Below are 18767 nucleotides of genomic sequence, written 5' to 3' on the forward strand. Positions count from 1 at the left end.
CCAGAGCGTTACGGGGCCGGGCTGCCCGTCAGACCCTAGACCGTGACGGAATTCGAATGCCCGCTGCGGCCGCCACCGGACCGGCTACGCCAGCGGCACCGTCACACACGCTTCACGCAGGTCGCCGGGATCTGCCCGCCGTGCACCACGCGCCAGACCGAGCCGCTGCGGCCGCACTTGCGGTACGCCGGGCCGCTCCGGGTCCGTGCGATCGCGTCGACGCACGACAGGAGTTCGTCGCCGCGGTGTACGTAGTGGTCGACCGGGCTGTTCGGCTTGGCCACCGGGCCGTCGTTCCACGCTGGCCGCCGCACCGCGACCACTTGTCCCGTCACCCGGTACTTCGTCGCGCACACTGCCCGGGCCGGCCCGTGATGGGACGAAGCCGCAGCATTGGCTGGCGACGCCAGCACGCTGGCGAGGACGAGCGCGGTCGCGGCAGCCCAGGAGGACATGAGTCGCTGTCGGATCATGCCCGGACAACCGCTGCCGCGGCCGGCTGTTACGGCTTCGCTGAGGCGATCACCCGCCGTGGAAGGACCAGTTGGGTGACAGGACGGGAGTGTCAGGCGCCGAGATGTTCGCTGAGGCAGACGTACGTGGGGGCTTCCTGGTCGCCGAGGCTGTTGTAGTCCAGGACGGCCGGGTAGGTCTGGCGAGTTCCCGGGTACAGGGGGGTGCAGTCCTGCTCGGTGTCGTAGAAGACGACCGCCTGCCCCTGTGCATCGCGGGTGCCGGACGGGCTCACCAGGTCGGCGCCGCACTGGACGCCAGGGGCGTTCATCAGGAGCACGCCGTCGCGGGTGGTGTCGCTGGCGCTGCCTGTCCAGGCCACGCAGTAGAAGACTCCCGGGTCTCCGCCGGTGGACGGCTCGGAGATGATGTTGACCCTCTGCAGGACGGGTGGGCCGCCGCACAGTCGGTTGATGTCCTTGATGTAGTACGGGGCACCGATGGCGCAGATGTCCTTCTTGGACTCGCAGGTCGCCGGGCCCGTGGGCAGCTTGTAGGTGACCGGCAGACACGTGGCGGACTCGGTTGCCGGGGTGTTCTTCTCTGGCCTTGCTTCCGGAGCGCCTGCTGCCGGGGAGGCGGTCACCGCGCCGGATCGTTGGCCGGGGGAGACAGTGGCGGAGGCCGTCGTACCCGCACCGGCCCGCGTGCTGGACCGCTGCCCGTTCTGGTTCTGATCGACGATCAAGTACGTGCCGGCGGCGGCCACAGCGAACCCGGTGACGGCGGCCGCGGCAACGAGCCAGTTGCGTCGGCGGGCGATCCGGCGCCGGGCCAGCGTCCAGGCCGGGTCGTCCTCGGTGGCCGGCAAGTCCTCCCATCCGGCCGCCACCAGGTCACCCGCCAGAGTCGGCGCCTCGGCCCCCGGCTGCAGGACCTGAGTGGCCTGGGCGGCGAGCAGCACCGTGCACTGCCCGGCCAGCGCCGCGGCCGTAGGCCGCTCCTCAGGGGTCTTGGCCAGCGCGGACGTCACCAAGGCCAGGAGGTCGTCGGGCATCCCGGCGAGATCGGGGTCGCCGGACATCACCCGGGCCGCGACCGCGTCCGGGGCGCCAGTGCCGAACGGCAGCCGTCCGGTGGCGGCGTAGGCGAGCAGTGCCCCCCAGGCAAAGACGTCTCCGGCCGGCCCCACAGCGCCGGTGCGGTAGCCCTCGGGGCTGATCCAGCCCGCGGTGCCGGTCATCACGCCGGTCCGGGTGACCGAGGTGCCGTCCAGGGCGTGGGCGATGCCGAAGTCCAGCACCCGCGGCCCGTCGGCGGCCAGGATGACGTTGCCCGGCTTCACATCACGGTGCACCACCCCGGCCGCGTGGACAGCAGCCAGCGCGGCCGCGGTCCCGACCGCCAGCGCGTACAGACGGGCTCCGGACAGCGCGCCGTGCGCGGCCATGTGCTCGCCGAGCGTAAGGCCGGGCACGTATGGGGTGGCCAGCCAAGGATCGGCCGCGCCGGGGTCCGCCGCGAGCAGCGGCACCAGACAGGGCCCCATGACCCGCCGGGACACCTCGACCTCCCGCTTGAACCGGGCCCGGAACTCCTCGTCACCGGCCTGCGCCGGATGGACGACCTTCACCGCCACCCGCCGCCCGCCGGGATCCAGGGCCGCATGGACCGTTCCCATACCGCCCGAACCCAGCCGACCGATGACCCAGTACGGGCCGATCCGGCCCGGATCACCAGGCCGTGATGGATGAACACGCGCAGACAACAACGCCCCCCACAGGCAAGAACACCCCAACCCGCGTCGGCCGGGCCCGCAACTCTCTCACGCCCGTCAGGGGAACCTCAGCCGGACGACCAACCAGGCCGGCCGGCTGACAGCCGTCCGCTGAGGCCGGCTCGCATACCTCGCCAAATTGAATCGCAACGCACAGTTACGCGTCGATGCTGGAGTGTGATACGGGTATAGATCTTCAGAGCCCTGCCGTCGCAACGCAGCGCGGGACGTGCTCTCATGCAGGGCCGGAGCGGGGGACGTCGATGGTCGATACGGCGGGCACGGGCGTTGGGGCCGAAGACGTCGGAGCGCCCCCTGAACCAGACGGTTCGAACGGTTCAGACCTCACGATCTTCGACCTTGCTCCGGAGGAAGACAGCGGCTCGGACACGCTGGGCCGTTACCGGTACCAAGCGGAGGTAGCCGCACGGGACTGCCTGGCCATGCTCACGCAGGACGCCATCGACTTCGTCGTCTGCGAGTGGCACGAGGACTTCGTCGTGGCATGGACCGACGGATCAGTGGAACTCGTATCGGTCAAGCATCGCGAAGGCACCCAGGGCCCATGGACGCTCCCGGAGTTGTGCAAGAGCGGCGGCCTGACCCATCTCTTCGACCGCTGGTGCGCGTGCGAGTGTGCCGCGAATGTCCGTCTCCGGCTGGCGACGAACGCGGCGCTGAAGCCGGGCAAGGGCAATGCCGGCGTCCTGGCTCGGATGTGCGGCCCGGAGCCGGAATTCACGGCCGGGCTGACCTCCATGGCGGAGGAAGTCGCACGCCAGATGCTCAAAGTCCGCTGGAAGCAGCCCTATCCCAATGTCCCGGACACCCCTCAGGTGCGCAGGCTCGCGGACATCCAGATACCCGCCGGGTTCGTGGACAAGGTCGTACGTTTCCTCGCGGTCCTGGAGATCTCCTGCAAGCCACCGCACCGCGAAAACATCACCGACGTCAACATCCAAGGGCTTCTGGTTCCTGCGGTCGAACAGTTGCAGCTGGCCCATGTCGATCTTGAGAACACCTACCGGGCCATCGTGGATCGGATCGAACGTGCCAACCGTGACGAGAGCGACCGTGGCCAACTGGCTGTGTACATCGCCGACCCGAGCCGGGTCCGCCACAGCACGCAGATGCAGCAGCGCATCGGCCGGCGCAGGATCACCCGCGAGATCATCCGCCGGGAGGTCGTGTACACGTCGGTTCAGCTGCCTACGTTTCCCCGCGGCCAGGAGCCCGTGGTGGCGCCAGGAGGTGCCAAGCTCCGCCGCAAGCTGCGCCGGGGCCGGGTGCCCTCGGACGAGGCGGCCTTCGCTGAGAGGCTTCGTTCCGCGTGGTACACGACCTGGTCAGAGAGGCGTTCCGGCCTGGCCGGGGACGAGACCGACCTGCTGAACCTGTCCATGGACGTGCTGGAGATGGCCTTCGCGTGCCGGCGCCATGCACGCGCTCAGGTAGCCGAGGGCAGCGAGTTCGGCATCAAGATGAACGACCTGTTGGCCGAGCGGCTCAAGGTCGATGCTCTGCCCTCGCTGCCGCCCTTCCAGCTCAGCAACCTGCACCTGCGGGGGTTGGCTTACCAGTTGTGCGACGAGTGCCTCTTCTTCTTCTCCGAGACGTTCGACGCGGACGAGGAAGCCTCATGACCCACAGCGCCGACTTCGAAACCGCCGCAACGCGTATGCGGACTCAGCACCGCCAAGCCGAGCAGCGCGAGGTCCACTACCACGAAGCCCGCATCCTTCTGCTCATCGCGCAGTTCACCACCTCCAAGGGCGGGCTCGCGGGTCTGACCAAACTCGCCAAGCTCGACTTCCTGCTGCGCTATCCGGGGATGCTGGAACGTCTCCTGCCCGCGGGCGAGGCGTCGTGGCCGGAGGGAACGGCTCCGACACCACCCGAGCGCCTCGCCGTCGAGAGCCGCATGACCCGCTACAAGTACGGGCCCTGGGACCAGCGCTACTACAGCATCCTCGGCTCGCTCGCCGCCCGCGGCCTGATCACCTACAGCGGCAGCGACCGCGCCGAATTCCGCACCACACCACAGGGCGCCGCCGCTGCGGCCAGTCTGGCCGAAACGCCGGAATGGTCAGTCGTGGACAGCCGGATCAAGCTGCTCAAGCGGCATTTCAACAAGTCAGGATCGGCCTTGAAGAACCTCATCTACGACCGCCTGCCCGACGCCGTCGACCGGCCCTGGCGGACGGAGATCTGACATGGCCGTCCATCTGCGCATCGTCTCCCTGACTGTGACGACCGCCGAGGCGGAACAGACCTACCGCTTCGACCGGCCGGCCACGGTGATCACAGGCCCGATCGGCACCGGCAAGTCCAGTCTGCTGATGCTCTTCAAACACGCCCTCGGCGGCAGCGCCATGCTCACCCCTGCGGTCCGCGAGAACGTGCTGTCCGTCCAGGCCGAGGTCGTGGCCGGCGACGAACGCGTCGTCCTGCGCCGGACCATCGAGGGAGACGCCGCCGACACCGTGGATCTCCTCGACCCCCGCTCCCTCACCCTGGAGCGCTCCCTGCCGGTGCGCGCTTCCGAGGGTGCAACCACGCTCTCCGACTACCTGCTGGACGCACTCGGCTTCCCACGCGAACAGATCGCAGCACGGCGAGAAGGAGCGGCCAGGCCGCAGAACCTCACCTTCAACGACCTGTACGCCTACGCCTACCTCCAGGCCCGCGAGATCGACCGCCAGGTCGTCGGCCACCTGGACAGCTGGTTCGAGACCAAGCGCAAAGAGCTTTTCCGCCTGATGTTCGGACTCACCGACGCCGCGCTCATGGAGCTCAAACGCACCAGGGTCCAGCTCCTGGACAAGCTGAAGGCCAGAACCGCCGAGCACAACAACGTCAGTGCCTTCCTGGCAGCCTCCGACCCCCGCAGCGACGACGAACTACGGGCCGAGCTCACGCAGCTGCGCGACACTCTGGGCCGGGCCGATGCCACCCTGGCCAGTCTCCGCACCGAACTCGAGGAACAGACCGCCGCCGACACCGCGCTGCGCAACGAACTCCAGAACGCCATCCGCGCCGCGCGGCAGGCCGAGGAAGAAGTCTCGGCGGCCGCCGACCTTGTCGACGCGCGACGGGCCGTCGTCGCCCAGGTGCAACTCGACCTCGTCCGTCTCGACCGGTCGGCCACGGCCATCGACCGGCTCTCCCCTTTCGAGTTCGTCGTCTGCCCGCGGTGCATGCAGTCCCTGGCCGCCCGCCCCGTCGAGGACGGCCACTGCCTTGTCTGCCTCCAGCCCGACCCCCTCGAGGCCGACATCGACCCCCCGCCATCGAGGAGACACGCACCGTCCTCCAGCTGCAGCTGCAGGACGCACAGCGCATCCACCAGGCCGACGAGGCACACCTGCAGACCGCTCAGGAGCGGTCGCAGCAGCTCAGCTTCGCGATCAGCAGCCTGCGCCGGGAGCTCGACGCCCAGACCCGCGATGCGGTCGCCCCTCGCTTCGACGCCATCGCCGAGGCCAGCTCCCGCGTCGCCGCGCTCAAAGCCAGCATCGATGCCATCACCCAGCTGCGGGAATCGTGGGCCCGGGTGCGTGCCATCGACGCGGACATCCGCTCGATCAAAGCCGAGCGCCGGCAGGTCAACAAGGACATCAAGGAGAAGTCCGAGCTACTCAAGGCCAGCCAGTCACTGCTGGGCGACCTCAGTGCCGAGTTCGGCCGGCTGCTCACCGGCTGGAACCTGCCCTGGGTCGAGACGGCCGTCATCGACCGCGACACCTACCTGCCCGTCGTCAACGGACAGCCCTTTGAGAGCCTGCAAGCCTCCGGCGGCGGCCTCGCCACCTCCGTCAACCTCGCCTACAGCCTCACCCTCCTCGCCTCCGGACTCGACCACGCCGACGTCCTGGTCCCCTCCCTCCTCGTGATCGACTCACCGCGCAAGGCCTTCGGCAACAACGCCCCCGACCGCCAACGCGCTGCCGAGATCTACAGCCGGTTCAGGACCCTGGCCGACGCATACGGGGAACGCCTGCAACTGATCATCGCCGACAACGACCCTCCGCCCATCGCCAGCGACTCCTTCGGCAAGGTCGAATTCGACTACGAGCACCCCATGGTCCCCGGCGTCGACCACCCCGGCCCCGATCGCGTCACCCGCATCGAGAACCAGTCGGAGGCCTAGGAAGGCGTCCCGCCAACGGACGAACCGTGGTGGTGGAACAGATGCCGAGACAGGGCACGGGAAGAACCAATGAACGCCGAGCTCATCGCCGTCGGCGCTGGTCTGAACCTCCAGCCACCTGAATGTAACCAAGGGCGAGCGCGAGCCCACGGCAGCCGGGGGGTGACGAGGTACTGGACCGTGCTCATGGCGATCGCGGCCTCACCGATCCTTCCCATCGGGGCGATGCCGCTGGTGCGCGCCCGCTGGTCCCACTTCACGTCGCGCACGAGCTTTCCAGCACGTCCGGATTATCGGGAGTGCCCCGAACCGCACGGATGAGTCCAGGCAGACCGTCTGCTAGGAGTGAGCATCACCCCTCAGCTCGAGGCGCGGACAAGGCGGCGAGTACAGTGCCCCAAGTTCATGAGTAAGGCATAGGTGCAGGGTGCTAGGGAGTAATTTTCACGGTCGGGCCGATGAGCCAGCCGTCTTGTACGTATTGCGCCACGACGTCTTGAACGCGTTGAAGGTGGGCGTTGCAATCGCGCCCAACGAGGAGTCCCGTCTGCGTGAACACGCTCGACGGGGATGGACGACAGAGCTCTGCGTTCAGTTGGAGACCGGCCACCAGGCGCTACAGGCCGAGCGAGCTGTGCTCGGGTTCCTGCGCACCTGCGGAGTGACGCACAGGGTTCCCCAGGAAGACATGCCGCAGGGCGGGTATACGGAAACGATTGCCCGCGCGGATCTCACAGACCTGAACAATGAGGATCTGGTTCGAATTGCCGAGCTGGCGGGCCGGCTGGTGCGTAGGGCATACAGCCCACCTTTCGAGTTCATACACAGTGTGCACGATGCAATCGGCGGAATCCAAGAGCTCATTGAGGAAGGACACAAGGAGCACGCCAGAGAGTTGATGGAAGTAACTATGTCCTGCATTCAGGAATTTATGCAGAAACTAGGCCTTGATCCGCTTTGACAGTCATTTGAGTTCACTCCTCACGTTTCGCTTGCCAGCCCTCGGCTGCCTCACGGATGAAGACATAGAAGCGGGCGAAGTCACTGGCGCCCTGGCCCGGCGGAGTGTCTCATCCGCTGTCGTCCCGGTTCTGAACCACGCGCGCCGCGGTCGGCCCGACCGTTCAGATCGACGTTCTCCTCACCCGCACCCGACCCTCTTTGAAGCACCTCGCCACGGATCACTACGGACCTCCGAGGCCGGGCGAAAACCGCCGGCCCTCAGGACTCGCAGGCCACGACGGCTCAGGGCTGGTGCTCATACGCGCTCGCTTCTGGCGTTACCAGAGCTCGACGGAGTACGAGCTTCCGCTGAATTCCCAGCCGTCGGTGCCTTCGCCGGTGGCGACCCCTCGGAAGCCTTGGAGTCGGTTGAAGCAGAGTTCAACGTTGTCGCACCGACGGTAGATCTGCCGGTCGAACCCAAGACGATCACCTACGGATGGCGCGGGCAACGACACCAGCGATAGCGGCGAGCGCGCTCATGACGGCGGCTCCTACCCCCAAAGGCTGCGCGAGACCCGGGTGCACACGGGCCACGTAGACGGCCGCCGCAGTGATGAGCAGTCCCACCAGCAGGGTGAGCAGGAGGAGCACCAGGCGCAGTTCCCGGAGGCTGCGGTCCTGAGGACGGGATGCGTCCGTGTCGGTGGTCATCGTTGAGTCCTTTGCGGATCGGGCACGGCGCGGAAGCGCCCAGGGGCGGGCGCGCTGTGCGGGCAGCAGGCCGGATGGCTTCAACAGTGGCGGAACCGCCACAGCGTCGGTATGCCGTCCGTATGCCGTGTGACTGCCATTCCAGAGGACGGATAGCAGAGCGACCGGATAAAGGTGGGGGGTCTCCAAAACCGGCCTGTCGCCGATGAGGGCATCGCTAGCTTCGCGTCATGCCTTCCAACGACGGTCCCAGCGCGGCCGACCAGCAGCTCATCGACCACGCGGCGCGTCACAGCCTCACCATCACGGCCAAGCAGCTCGAAGTCTGGCGGCGTGCCGGACTGCTCCCGGGCAACATCCCCGGCGGAGGCCTCGGCCGCGGCAGGGGCAGCACATCCACCCCGCCGGCCGAGAGCTTCGACCTGGTCCTCGCCCTCGCCCGCCGCGCCGGCCGAGGCAAACGGCCCACCGACCTCGCGCTGCTCCTGTTCGCCGACGGGCACCCGGTGCCGGAGACGACGGTGCGGGCCGCCTTCCGCGCCGCGGTGGACTCCGTCGCCCTGCCTGGCGAGGACGACAGCCTGGGCGATGATCTGGAGCTGGAAGAGCACGTGGACCATGTCGTGAGACGCCTTGCCGAGGCCGGCCGGACCTTCGTCCTCGTTCCCGCCCGAGCCAGACGTATCGACGAGCGCATCGCCCGCATCCTGGGCGAACTCCCCGAGGAACTGGCCGAGCTGGACAAGAACACCGAGCCCACGCCGATGACTCCGTCCGACGCGTCGCTGGCCGCCGTGACCGCCGTCCTCGGCGGCACCATGTCCGTGCAGGAGATCGGGGACTTACTGCGCGGGATGAACCCGGGCATGACGGCTCATCCGTTCGCCTCGCTCGTCGAGACCACCCAGCAGGACGCCCCGGAAGCCGCGGACCTGGTGATGGCCGACGACGGCTCGCTCTCCTTCCTCGCCGAAGGCGACGCACGCGACCGGCTGCGCGGTCTGGCCGAAACTGCCTCGCTGGAAGACCTCCGCCTCGGCTGGCGCACGGCCCAGCAGGTGCGTGCGTGGGCCCTGGACCTGTGCGAGCGAGTCGAGGCCGAGCTGGATGCCGGCCAGCCCGCCGAAGCCGTCACAATATGGCTGACCGGGAGGGGGCTGCCGTCGGGGGTGTCTGTCCTGGAGACCCTGCGCGAGCGCCGCTGGACACCTTCCGGAGCCGCCCTCTCGACGCTGCTGTTGCTGTTCCAACGCCAGATGTACGTCGTGCTCGACGGGCTGGTGCCCGGCTGTCAGTGGCCGGTCCTGGAGATGCCGGGGGTGCTGGCGCCGCCCGTCCGCGACCTGATCCTGACTGCCGTCCGGCCGGAGACGACCCCGGCTCAAGAGACTGCCGACTGACGTACCGCACCGACGACGGACCCGCAAAGAGGGTCCGTGCGTGTGCGCACCGTGGCCTGGTCTTCACCGGATCGCTGCGGCCATGGTTGCGATGACGGCGCAGGCGAGGGTAAGGACGCCGGCGAACACCCTGGCAGCGCGCACAAGTACGGCCGGGATCGTGGCGCCGTCGATGCGGGCGAGGATCCCGGCTGCTGTGGCGGCCAGCAGCGCCACAGCCACGACGAGCGCGGTGGTGAGAAGGATGATGGCGACGGTCACGGCAGACTCCCCTGGACGGGCGGGTGTTGACGTGACTGTTGTCCCGGAATCGGCGTACGCCAGGGTCCGCCCGAACGATGATGAACACCGACGGACACCGACTCCCGGGGGATGTGCGGGTGCACGAAGAGCAGACGGGGCCCGAGCAGGCGCTGACGGAATTACGGCGCCGACTCGAGGACGGCGTGGCCCAGGCTCGATTGAGCAAATCGCAGCTGTCCACGAAGGCAGGTGTTACGCGTACCACCGTGTACGAGGCCCTGCGGAGCGGTGCTCGCGTGCCGTCGGCGCAGACGGTCGCGGCGCTGGCCCGCGTGCTGAAGTTGCCGGTGGAGGAGCTCTTGGAGCTGCGCCGCCGCGCTGCTGCGCTCACCGGTCCAGATGCGGGGGATGTCTCAGGGCCGGGGCGGCCGCTGGGAGACTGGGATCCGCACGACCTGGAGGTTCACCCCGCCGGCCATGCTGTGGGCGGAGGTGGGGTGCGGGTACTACCGGGGTATGTGCTGCGGGAGCACGATGAGCTGCTGGCCCGTGTAGTGCGGAAGGCCACCCTGGGCCACAGCCAAATGGCGGTGCTGGTCGGTACATCCTCGACGGGCAAGACGAGGGCCTGCTGGCAGGCCGTGCAGCCGCTGGCTGGTCTCGGCTGGCGGCTGTGGCATCCCTTCGACCCCACCCGGGCCGACGCGGCCCTCGCAGACCTGAAGCAGGTTGGACCGAAGACGGTGGTGTGGCTGAACGAGGCCCAGCACTACCTGGGCGACCGCACGGCGGGTGAGCGGATCGCGGCAGCCGTGCACCACCTGCTGGTCAGCCCAGAGCGCGGACCGGTCCTCGTGCTCGGCACCCTCTGGCCCGAATACGCCCACCAGTACACAGCCCTGCCCGCACCGGGTGGGGAAGATCCGCACAGCCGGGTGCGGGAACTGCTCTCCGGCCGCACGCTGACTGTCCCCGACGCCTTCGACGCCGATGCCCTGGCCGCCGCGGCCGCCGTCGCCGAAGGCGGTGACCGCCTGCTGGCCGACGCCCTCACCCGCGCCCGCACCGACGGGCGAGTGACCCAGGACCTGGCCGGCGCCCCCGAACTCCTCAACCGCTACCAGCACGCAAGCCCAGCCGCCACAGCGCTCCTGGAAGCAGCGATGGACGCGCGCTGCCTCGGCGTTGGCCCCCACCTGCCACAGGCTTTCCTCACCGACGCCGCCATCGACTACCTCACCAACACCGACTACGACCAGCTCACCTACGACTGGGCGGAACAGGCATTCGCCGAACTTGCTCAACTCGTCCACGGCAAACAGGCTCCCCTGCGCCGGGCAACCCCCCGAGCTCCACGGCGCCCGTCCATCCCCTCGATCCTTGCCGACACCCTTGCCCCGTCGCCCGCAGGGCCGGTGTTCCGGCTCGCCGACTACCTCGAACAACACGGCCGCACCACCCGAAGACGGCTGTGCCCACCCGCCTCCTTCTGGAGCGCCGCCCATACCCGCCTCACCCATCCTGACGACCTGAGCAACCTCACCCAAGCAGCCATGAACCGGCACCGCCTGCAGTGGGCCCACCTCCTCCGCAGCCGTGTCGTCGAGCACGGCGGCACCGACGGCCTGGACCGCCTGGCTGTGATGCGGGAGCAGACCGGGGATTGGGGAGGCGCCGACTATGTCCACACCTACGGTCTGTACCGCCTGGCTGTGATGCTGGAGGAGGCCGAAGACCGGAAAAGTGCGGAGCGACTCCTTCGTCAGGCCGCCGAGTACGGCAACACCGACGCCCTGTACCGCCTGGCCAGGATGCGGGAGGAAGCCGGGGACCGACAGGATGCCGAAGCCCTGGCCCTGAAAGCGGCCGAGTACGGCAACACCGACGCCTTGCACCGCCTCGCCGGGATGCGGGAGAAAGCCGGGGACCAGGAAGGGGCCGAGGCCCTGGCCCTGAAAGCCGCCGAGTACGGCAACACCGACACCCTGCACCGCCTGGCCAGGATGCGGAAGGACCCCGGGGACCGCGAAAGGGCGTTCCGTCTCCTCCGGCAGTCCATCGACCACAGCGACACTGACGCCCTGTACCGCCTGGCTGTGGCGCGGGAGGAAGCCGGGGACCAGGAAGGGGCGTTCCGACTCCTCCAACAGGCCGCCGACCACGGAGACACTGAAGCCCTGTACGCCCTGGCCGGGATACGAAAGGGGTCCGGGGACCAGGAAGGGGCGAAGCGTCTCCTCCAACAGGCCGCCGACCACAGCAGCACCGGCACCCTGTACCGCCTGGCCGTGCTGCGGGAGGATGTCGGGGACTGCGAAGGGGCCGAGACCCTGGCCCTGAAAGCGGCCGATCAAGACGACGTCAGCGCCCTGTACCGTCTCGCCGGGATGCGGGAGGAAGCCGGGGACCGAAAGGGTGCCGAGAGCCTGGTCCTGAATGCCGCTGACCGCGGCCGCACCGACACTCGTGACATAGTCAAAAGGCTGTGGCTGTACGGCTTGGATGCGGACGGCACGCCGACATCCCCATGGCAACCGTCGGCATCTGCTCCACTCGACCGACATCTACCGCCGGGCACGGCGTAGGGCTGTCGTTCGCTGGCGGTGGCAGCGGTCTCCTCCCCCACTGTTCAGCGGAGAAACGGGCCGATCGTGGCGTTCACACGAAGGCCAGTCCGTCGGAGCAAGGGACCCGTCCGAAGCGTCTCTCGATCCGGCTCGACGAGATCAACACGGGGCAAGTCGTGAAGTTTCAGGCCTGGTGACGGGATCCCGGCACGCTGGAGGGTCATCCGCTGACTTCGGGGCTGGTCAGCGCAGTTGCTGGCGAACACAGTGCAGCGTCCGTCCCTCCGGGGAGGAACGGACGCTGACACAGAGACGCAAACTTCGCCCTGGTCTCCCGCCTGCCCCCAGCCAGGAACAGGACCGGGGGCAGGCGGGACCGGGGTCAGGCTCGGTCAGTGGTGGATGTGGCGGCGGCCCCAGGAGGCGTCGTTGATGAAGCGGCCGTGGTCGTTGCGCAGAGTCGCGATGTCGCGGTCGTTGTTCCACACGTAGGCGCGGCGGTCTTGGAAGAGGTCGGTGCGGGTGTCGCGGCCGAGGCCGGTGTGGACGCGGACGGTGGCGCGGCCGTCGAGGCGGTAGTGGTCGAAGGTGTAGGTGTGGCCGTCCGCGTCGGAGAGGGTCCAGCCGTCCAGGTTCACGCTGCGACGGGTGTTGTTGGTGATCTCCACCCATTCCTGGTTCAGGGAGCGGTTGGAGCGGTCGTCACGGCCCGGGGAGTCGTACTGCACCTGGCTGATCTCCACCGCCTGGCGGTGCGGGCGCGGGTCGGCGGCGGATGCCGGGACAGCGATCGCCGCGGTGATGGCAGCAGCACCCAGCGCGGCGGCGGTCAGACGACGGGCAGACGTGGATACGGTCACAGGTTCCCCCTGCATTGTGCGCGCACAACCTCAAAACGCCCTGGTGGGAGTCAGGTGGTGCGGTGTGCGGGTGGCGGCCGGCCGGCCGCGCATTCACACCCTGCCCTCCAGATCGCCGGGATGTGAACGCGATCCGGGGTGCGTGACCGATCAACCGCACAGCCGTGACGCTTGGATGCAGTAGCCATCCATTTCGTCGATGCGCGAAGTTGACGCGCTTCCGGTCTCAACAACCCTGCAGCGCTTAGCTGTCAGGCACCGCTCGCCAGGTACCGCCACCCCACCGGACAGCTAGCCGTCACCCGAAAGTGAGTAACAGCCCCTGGGCCGCGCGCACCTTCTGGTTCGACTCGGCTTCCAGGGCCCGGACGATGAGTCGGCGCAGCGTGACCCGCCGGGTCGAGGTCAGGGCTGGCAGAAGCCGCGATCGGGGTCGCGGGCCTGGGCGGCGTCGAACGCCGTCACAGGGTGGCTGACCACCGGCTGCGGGAGAGTGTGGTCTCGCCGTCGGGGGTGATGGTGACTGCGGCGCCGTAGACGGGTAGTTCGCCTGGTGACGTCGGCGGCCTGGCTCAGTTCTCCGGCGAGTTGCTCGGCGGCGGTGGAGGCCTCGGTATAGCACTGGAGCACAAGGTCGAGTGGTTCACCACGGTAGTCGGTCATCAAGAGACCCTGCTCCTGGAGCTTCTCTACGGAGTCCCTGAGGAGAGTGAGGACCGTCTTCAACTCCCCTGCGCTGCGGGTGAGGAGAGCTTGACATCCTCCCGGGCCTAAGAGGTCCTAACAGAAGTTGTTGATCATGTGACTTTCGGCTTGGGTGGTCGTTGGTCCGGGCGTGGGAACACGTCAGTCGCGGCCGTGGATCGTGTCGGATGAACTGTGGTCGCTCATCGAGCCGTTGCTGCCCGAGCCGGCACCGAAGCTGGTGGAGGGCAGACCGCGGGTCCCGGACCGGCAGGCCTTGTGCGGGATCCTGTTCGTGCTGCATACCGGCATCCAGTGGGAGTACCTGCCCCAGGAGTTGGGCTTCGGCTCGGGCATGACGTGCTGGCGGCGCCTGGCCGCGTGGAACGAGGCCGGGGTGTGGGATCAACTGCATCTGGTGCTGCTGAGGAAGTTGCGGGCCGCGAAGCAGCTGGACTGGTCGCGGGCGGTGATCGACTCCTCCCACGTGCGGGCCGCTCGACGAGGCCCAAAAGCGGACCCAGCCCGGTCGACCGCGCGCGGCCGGGCAGCAAGCACCACGTCGTCACCGACGCCCAGGGCATCCCGCTCGCGGTGTCGCTGACCGGCGGAAACCGCAACGACGTCACGCAGTTGCTGCCGCTGCTGGACAAGATTCCGGCGGTAGCAGGCGTCGTCGGCCGGCCCAGACGCAGACCCGATGCCCTGCTCGCCGACCGCTACGACCACGACAAGTACCGCCGCCTGCTCTGGGACCGCGGCATCCGCCCGGTCATCGCCGAACGAGGCGTGGAACACGGCTCCGGCCTGGGCATTTTCCGCTGGGTGGTCGAGCGCACGATCGCCTGGCTGCACGGCTTCCGACGACTGCGGATCCGTTGGGAGCGACGCGACGACATCCACGAGGCCTTCCTCGGCCTCGCCACCTGCCTGATCACCCACCGGCACGTCCAACGCCTTTGTTAGGACCTCTAAGGGCCCGGGATTCCAATCTGCTCCCACCGCGGCGACGCGGTGGGTAGCTCTTGGTGGGTTCCTGTTTCGCTGCGCTGCGCCGGGACGGGTCCCGGTCTTACCTGCGCTCCACAGGCCGGCACCGCCAGTCCGGCGGCCTTGGCGACGTTGACCGCCGCGTTGATGTCCCGGTCGAGGACCGCCCCGCATGTGGTCCGCCTAGAGGGACCGGAGAGTCTGGCACAGATAGCGGATCGCATCGACGCCAATGCCAGGCAGCTCGGTGGAATCCGATTGGGCCCGATGTTCGGGGGGCGATCGGTACCGCTCATGGTCGGATACATCACCTCACCCCAGATGAACGTGGCGCGGAATGAGGCCATGACCCAGTTCCGTAATGCGCACCTTGAGCTGCTGACGGCGGCTCGGCGCTACCTGAACGGCGGAGCGGTGTTGCAGGAGTGAACGCGGCAATCTGAGCCGTCGTCGCGTCACGTCACCTCGGCGCCAGAGCTGCGGACGCTCCGCGTCCAGGGCGCGCTCCAGGGTCCGGTGACGGTCAGTCGGTCTCCACGGCGGCCCGCCACGCGCTCATCTGAACGCCGCCAATCGCCCGGGAAGCTCGGGGTCGAAGTGCCGGACCCGCAGGTACACCATCGCGAGGTTGACGGCGCTGGAGCGCCGGGCGATCCGCGCCTTCGCGTCCGCGAGGCTGAGTTCCTCCCCGTCGGCCGGAGGGCACGTCCTTCATGTGGAAGTGCTGGACGCCTCCTTCGACGGGTGTAATCGCGCCTTCGCCATCACCAACGACATCGTGCTGATGAGGTGCGTCCTGCCCCGCTGGTGGACTGGACTCGGGTCGGGTCCACTGAGACATGAGCACTCACGAGGACGACAGCGCCACGGTCGTGGCGGACGGCATCGAATACCCGTGCCACGCCAAGCTGCGGCGCATCACCGATCAGCACGAGTCCCAGGCCTTCGCGACGAAGGCCTCCTCAGAGGGCCTCACGAGCTGGGGTGGCACCCTCACAGTTCAAGGCGACGCGTACGCGGTTTACCAGGCGGAGGATCTCCAGCTGCGCACCAACGGTAGGACAGGAACATTCGTCATCGCGCCGGGCGGGAACCTGGGCGAGGGAGTGCTGAGGATCAACGGGAACAACGCCCCGCCCTTCGACTGACCCGCCACGAGAGCTCGCGTCTTCGAGTTCCGTCGAATCCGGGACGACGGGTGCCGGCGCGACCCCGGAGACACGAAGGCCCGGCAGCGCCTCACGGTGGGCCGGGCCAACCGCACAGTGATCAATCTGGAGTGCGCGACCAGCATCCCGCCCTCGCCCCCCACCAGGCCCGCTGCGCCTTGCTGTCGAGGACAACCAGGACCAGGAGCCAGGACACGTCGACGTTCAGGGACAAGACCGGTCAGAGATGGGCGATGCGGCTGTGGGGAGCCTGGTGTGCGCGCCGGTCAGGCAGGGGGCCGCCGAGCAGAATGAGGCGGGTCGCGCGGTGGCGCTGTCCTGGGTACGGGGCGAGGAGCTGGAGCATCAGGTCGTCGGTGCCGTCGCGGCGGCCGGTGAGGGCGTAGCCGATCTGCACGGGCAGGTGGAGGTCGCCGAGGGTCAGGGCGTCCGGCGCGCCGAGGGCGCGCTGCAGAGTCTCCGCCGCGGTCCAGGGACCGATCCCGGGGATGAGCTGGAGGCGGTGCGTGGCGTCGGGCAGGGTCATGGCCGCGGCTTCTTCCAGGCGCGGGGCGTGGTGGCAGGCGTGCAGGATCGCGGTCGCTCGGGCGCGGTCGACGCCGGCGCGGTGCCATTCCCAGGACGGGATCGTCCGCCACACCTGGGGCGGGGGCATAACGCGCATCTCTTGCGGTGCGGGCCCGGGCGGCTGCTCTCCGTAGCGGGTGAGGAGGCGGCGCCAGGCGTAGTGGGCGCTGCCGGTGGTGATCCGTTGCTCCAGCACGGTGGGCACGAGCGATTCCATGACCAGGCCGGTGCGCGGGAGGCGCAGGCCAGCGTGTTTGCGGTGAGCTTGGGCGACGATCCGGTGCCGGGGGACGAACGCGGCGGGATCGTCCCCGGCGCCAAGAAGAGCGGGAAGGGTTTCCAGCGTCCAGGCGGCACCGGGCCCCCATGCGTCGCCTGCGATCAGTGTTTCCCCAGCCGGGCTGACGTGGGCGGTGATCTTCAGGGTTGCCGGGCCGTCGGGTGTGCGGCACGTACGCCACCAGGTGCCGTCCTGCTCCAGCCGGCAGGTCGGATCGGGCGCGCCGCGACGCAGCACCCGCAGTGTGAGGGCCAGATCGTACGGCTCGGGCGGCACCCAGATTCGGCGGGCCATACCCCCAGCCTAGGCCGCACCCCTGGCGTGCCGTTGGCCGCGTGTCATCCCTGTCAGGCGGCGGTTTCGACGTCGGCCTGCTGGAGCGGGATCGCGCCGTCGGCGTGCTTGAGGGCCATGCGGGCGGCAACCAGAGCCGCACCCTTGATGCCCTCGCTCTCGCACTGATCCCACCACGTGTGGCTCTGGACGGCCGCCGTCGCCTCCCGGAGGTCTTCCCAGAGCTTGTCGTACGTGTCGGCCTCGTCCTTGGACCAGCCGTCGGTGGATGGGCGTCCGCGCCTTTTTCGGTCCGGGTCCCCCGCCCACCCCTCGTACGGTTCACGCGACCAGGGGAGCTGCGCCTGGCGGGCGTGGAGCTCGGCGTACAGCGTGGCTTCCCGGAGCTGGGCGTCGAGCAGGTTCTTGGGGAATTTGAGGGGGTCGAACGGGGCGTCGGCGGGCGCGGCCTGCGCGGAGCTGTCGTCCTTCGGGGTGGGGGGTGTGGTCATGCCTCGGAGCTTAGTTCGAGCCGCAGACATCTCCAGCAGGGACAGCGAGGGGAACGGCTGCTCCGCTGTGCCCAAGCGCACTCCTTGGCCAGCCTGGCCAAGGAGCGCGCGGGATGCGGCCGCGCGCGTCGCGTACTGCTGACACCGCCCAAGGTTCGCTGACGCAGCACCCGATTCCCGCAGGGCCGCATCAGCGAGGCGACCAGAAAAAATTGTGACGGGGCGCGACAGTTTGCGAGTTGTCGCGAGGAAGGACCTGGTGGGGGGCGGTGGTGTGCGACGTTTTGCGAGTTTGGCAGGCCGAAGTTTGCAAGCCCCGAGACACCTCATGGTGCTCACTCGTCAAGCCAACCGCCTGCGGTATTCGAACAGCGATCACTCATAGCGCTTCTTGATGGGAGCGGATCCGCCGCGACCTACTCCAGGTAGAGAGCAGTCAGACGCGGCAGGCGGCGAGCCATCTCGTCTGAGTCCGAGAAGTCGAAGTTCCAGGCAGGATCCAGCTGCGGGTAGCGGATGGTGGGTGCCTCCGGGGGAAGCTGATCACCGGTCGCCGTGATGTGCGCGTTCCAGGCGATGACCAGCATGTCTTCGCCCTCCAGGTCGATGCCGGCGGCTGCGGCGGCTTGGACTGTGGGAAGTTTCGCCAGGGCGTCAGGATCAGCGACGACGCGCTCGAAGACTTCACGCCCCTGAGCGATCAGCCAGCCTCGGAAGTAGTCGAAGCCGTCGTCGGAGCATCCACCGTTGGCGGTGTAGGCAGCGGCCCACAGAGGGTTGGTGTAGGACTCAACCATCAGGTCCCACAGCACCTGCTCAGCGGCGACGATCTCCTCGACCGGCCGGGCGGCCAGCAGCGAGGTCGCTTCGCGGGCGATCGCTTCGCTTTCCTGTGGGGTGATCGCCCGGTCGCGGGCCGCCGCGATGAGCTCCCAGAACCGCTCCTTGTCCATGGCGGGAGAGCATGCCATCTCGTACTGACAGAGAGGAGTTCTCGACCGTTGGATCAGGCTGCCGGCTTCGCCTCCAGGGGCCGGAAGGCGACCGGTTCATCCGTCCGCTCCTTTTAGCCGCTGTGCGGAGTGCCACCGTCGACAGGCTCGCAAGCCGCAGTGCTCCACTCGCAAACTGTCGTGCTCCGTCACAAAAATCAAACGAGCGTGCGAAGGGAGGCCACGTTCACCCA

20 protein-coding genes and 2 pseudogenes are annotated in these 18767 nt (G+C 68.5%); 10 read left to right on the forward strand and 12 right to left on the reverse strand.

Going from position 1 to position 18767, the window contains the following annotated elements:
- Positions 1-101 precede the first annotated feature (101 nt).
- The gene (locus ABZX90_RS38425; protein ID WP_355212916.1) at positions 102-335 is read right to left on the reverse strand and encodes a hypothetical protein; all 234 of its coding nucleotides are present in this window, start codon (positions 333-335) and stop codon (positions 102-104) included.
- Between the two features lie 230 nt (positions 336-565).
- Complete coding sequence (locus tag ABZX90_RS38430; protein ID WP_355212918.1) at positions 566-2221, reverse strand: protein kinase; 1656 nt, start codon at positions 2219-2221, stop codon at positions 566-568.
- Positions 2222-2397: 176 nt separating this feature from the next.
- Between ABZX90_RS38430 and ABZX90_RS38435 the strand changes: the two genes are divergently transcribed.
- The 3 genes and pseudogenes from ABZX90_RS38435 to ABZX90_RS38445 form a co-directional block, all read left to right on the forward strand.
- Entirely contained in the window at positions 2398-3873 is a 1476-nt protein-coding gene (locus ABZX90_RS38435; protein ID WP_355212920.1) for a dsDNA nuclease domain-containing protein, read from the forward strand.
- Positions 3870-4442 carry a hypothetical protein gene (locus tag ABZX90_RS38440; RefSeq protein ID WP_355212922.1) on the forward strand — a complete coding sequence of 191 codons (573 nt, stop codon included), beginning with the start codon at positions 3870-3872 and terminating at the stop codon, positions 4440-4442. Before ABZX90_RS38435 ends, ABZX90_RS38440 begins: the two co-directional genes overlap by 4 nt.
- A gap of 1 nt (position 4443) precedes the next feature.
- Positions 4444-5145, forward strand: a pseudogene (locus ABZX90_RS38445) (ATP-binding protein); the annotation flags it as partial.
- On the opposite strand, the gene ABZX90_RS38450 reads toward ABZX90_RS38445, so the two are convergent.
- Both ABZX90_RS38450 and ABZX90_RS38455 read right to left on the reverse strand, forming a co-directional pair.
- Positions 5131-5532: a hypothetical protein gene (locus ABZX90_RS38450; protein ID WP_355212961.1), complete on the reverse strand. Its 402-nt coding sequence runs from the start codon at positions 5530-5532 to the stop codon at positions 5131-5133. The pseudogene ABZX90_RS38445 and the gene ABZX90_RS38450 overlap by 15 nt on opposite strands.
- Before the next feature lie 73 nt (positions 5533-5605).
- Entirely contained in the window at positions 5606-5794 is a 189-nt protein-coding gene (locus tag ABZX90_RS38455) for a hypothetical protein (protein WP_355212963.1), read from the reverse strand.
- Here ABZX90_RS38455 and ABZX90_RS38460 point away from each other — a divergent pair.
- Together ABZX90_RS38460 and ABZX90_RS38465 are read left to right on the forward strand one after the other, a co-directional pair.
- Positions 5784-6380, forward strand: a complete 597-nt coding sequence (locus ABZX90_RS38460) for a hypothetical protein (protein ID WP_355212965.1) — start codon at positions 5784-5786, stop codon at positions 6378-6380. The two genes, ABZX90_RS38455 and ABZX90_RS38460, sit on opposite strands and share 11 nt — an antisense overlap.
- Before the next feature lie 496 nt (positions 6381-6876).
- Positions 6877-7341 carry a hypothetical protein gene (locus tag ABZX90_RS38465; protein ID WP_355212924.1) on the forward strand — a complete coding sequence of 155 codons (465 nt, stop codon included), beginning with the start codon at positions 6877-6879 and terminating at the stop codon, positions 7339-7341.
- A 470-nt stretch (positions 7342-7811) separates the two neighbouring features.
- Here the strand turns inward: ABZX90_RS38465 and ABZX90_RS38470 are convergent, their stop codons facing one another.
- On the reverse strand, positions 7812-8036 hold the full coding sequence (locus ABZX90_RS38470; RefSeq protein ID WP_355212926.1) for a hypothetical protein: 225 nt from the start codon (positions 8034-8036) through the stop codon (positions 7812-7814).
- Between the two features lie 230 nt (positions 8037-8266).
- Between ABZX90_RS38470 and ABZX90_RS38475 the strand changes: the two genes are divergently transcribed.
- A complete protein-coding gene (locus ABZX90_RS38475; protein ID WP_355212928.1) occupies positions 8267-9436 on the forward strand; it encodes a hypothetical protein in 1170 nt (389 codons plus the stop codon).
- Positions 9437-9499: 63 nt separating this feature from the next.
- On the opposite strand, the gene ABZX90_RS38480 is transcribed toward ABZX90_RS38475, so the two are convergent.
- Positions 9500-9697 carry a hypothetical protein gene (locus tag ABZX90_RS38480; protein WP_355212930.1) on the reverse strand — a complete coding sequence of 66 codons (198 nt, stop codon included), beginning with the start codon at positions 9695-9697 and terminating at the stop codon, positions 9500-9502.
- Positions 9698-9945: 248 nt separating this feature from the next.
- On the opposite strand from ABZX90_RS38480, the gene ABZX90_RS38485 reads away from it, so the two are divergent.
- Positions 9946-12264: a hypothetical protein gene (locus tag ABZX90_RS38485; RefSeq protein ID WP_355212932.1), complete on the forward strand. Its 2319-nt coding sequence runs from the start codon at positions 9946-9948 to the stop codon at positions 12262-12264.
- 374 nt (positions 12265-12638) lie between these two features.
- Here the strand turns inward: ABZX90_RS38485 and ABZX90_RS38490 are convergent, their stop codons facing one another.
- Together ABZX90_RS38490 and ABZX90_RS38495 are read right to left on the reverse strand one after the other, a co-directional pair.
- The gene (locus tag ABZX90_RS38490; RefSeq protein WP_355212934.1) at positions 12639-13106 is read right to left on the reverse strand and encodes a lamin tail domain-containing protein; all 468 of its coding nucleotides are present in this window, start codon (positions 13104-13106) and stop codon (positions 12639-12641) included.
- Between the two features lie 405 nt (positions 13107-13511).
- Positions 13512-13769 (reverse strand): hypothetical protein, encoded by a 258-nt coding sequence (locus tag ABZX90_RS38495; protein WP_355212936.1) that lies wholly within the window; start codon positions 13767-13769, stop codon positions 13512-13514.
- A gap of 172 nt (positions 13770-13941) precedes the next feature.
- On the opposite strand from ABZX90_RS38495, the gene ABZX90_RS38500 reads away from it, so the two are divergent.
- Positions 13942-14756 (forward strand): IS5 family transposase gene (locus tag ABZX90_RS38500; protein WP_355212938.1). Its coding sequence is split into 2 segments (ribosomal slippage): positions 13942-14302 and positions 14302-14756, totalling 816 coding nucleotides; the frame shifts between segments, so codons are not numbered across the junction.
- A gap of 5 nt (positions 14757-14761) precedes the next feature.
- Here ABZX90_RS38500 and ABZX90_RS38505 read toward each other — a convergent pair.
- Positions 14762-14953, reverse strand: a pseudogene (locus ABZX90_RS38505) (RNA-guided endonuclease TnpB family protein); the annotation flags it as partial.
- 121 nt (positions 14954-15074) lie between these two features.
- Between ABZX90_RS38505 and ABZX90_RS38510 the strand changes: the two are divergent.
- Both ABZX90_RS38510 and ABZX90_RS38515 read left to right on the forward strand, forming a co-directional pair.
- Positions 15075-15209, forward strand: a complete 135-nt coding sequence (locus tag ABZX90_RS38510) for a hypothetical protein (RefSeq protein ID WP_355212967.1) — start codon at positions 15075-15077, stop codon at positions 15207-15209.
- 410 nt (positions 15210-15619) lie between these two features.
- Positions 15620-15928: a hypothetical protein gene (locus ABZX90_RS38515; protein WP_355212940.1), complete on the forward strand. Its 309-nt coding sequence runs from the start codon at positions 15620-15622 to the stop codon at positions 15926-15928.
- Between the two features lie 241 nt (positions 15929-16169).
- On the opposite strand, the gene ABZX90_RS38520 is transcribed toward ABZX90_RS38515, so the two are convergent.
- The 3 genes from ABZX90_RS38520 to ABZX90_RS38530 form a co-directional block, all read right to left on the reverse strand.
- The gene (locus ABZX90_RS38520) at positions 16170-17090 is read right to left on the reverse strand and encodes a DNA-3-methyladenine glycosylase 2 family protein (RefSeq protein WP_355212942.1); all 921 of its coding nucleotides are present in this window, start codon (positions 17088-17090) and stop codon (positions 16170-16172) included.
- Positions 17091-17143: 53 nt separating this feature from the next.
- On the reverse strand, positions 17144-17581 hold the full coding sequence (locus tag ABZX90_RS38525; RefSeq protein WP_355212944.1) for a hypothetical protein: 438 nt from the start codon (positions 17579-17581) through the stop codon (positions 17144-17146).
- A gap of 416 nt (positions 17582-17997) precedes the next feature.
- Positions 17998-18534 carry a DUF4240 domain-containing protein gene (locus ABZX90_RS38530; RefSeq protein WP_355212946.1) on the reverse strand — a complete coding sequence of 179 codons (537 nt, stop codon included), beginning with the start codon at positions 18532-18534 and terminating at the stop codon, positions 17998-18000.
- Positions 18535-18767: the final 233 nt, after the last annotated feature.

This window comes from Streptomyces sp. NPDC002935, from assembly GCF_040611295.1.
In the GTDB taxonomy this organism is placed as follows: Bacteria; Actinomycetota; Actinomycetes; order Streptomycetales; family Streptomycetaceae; genus Streptomyces.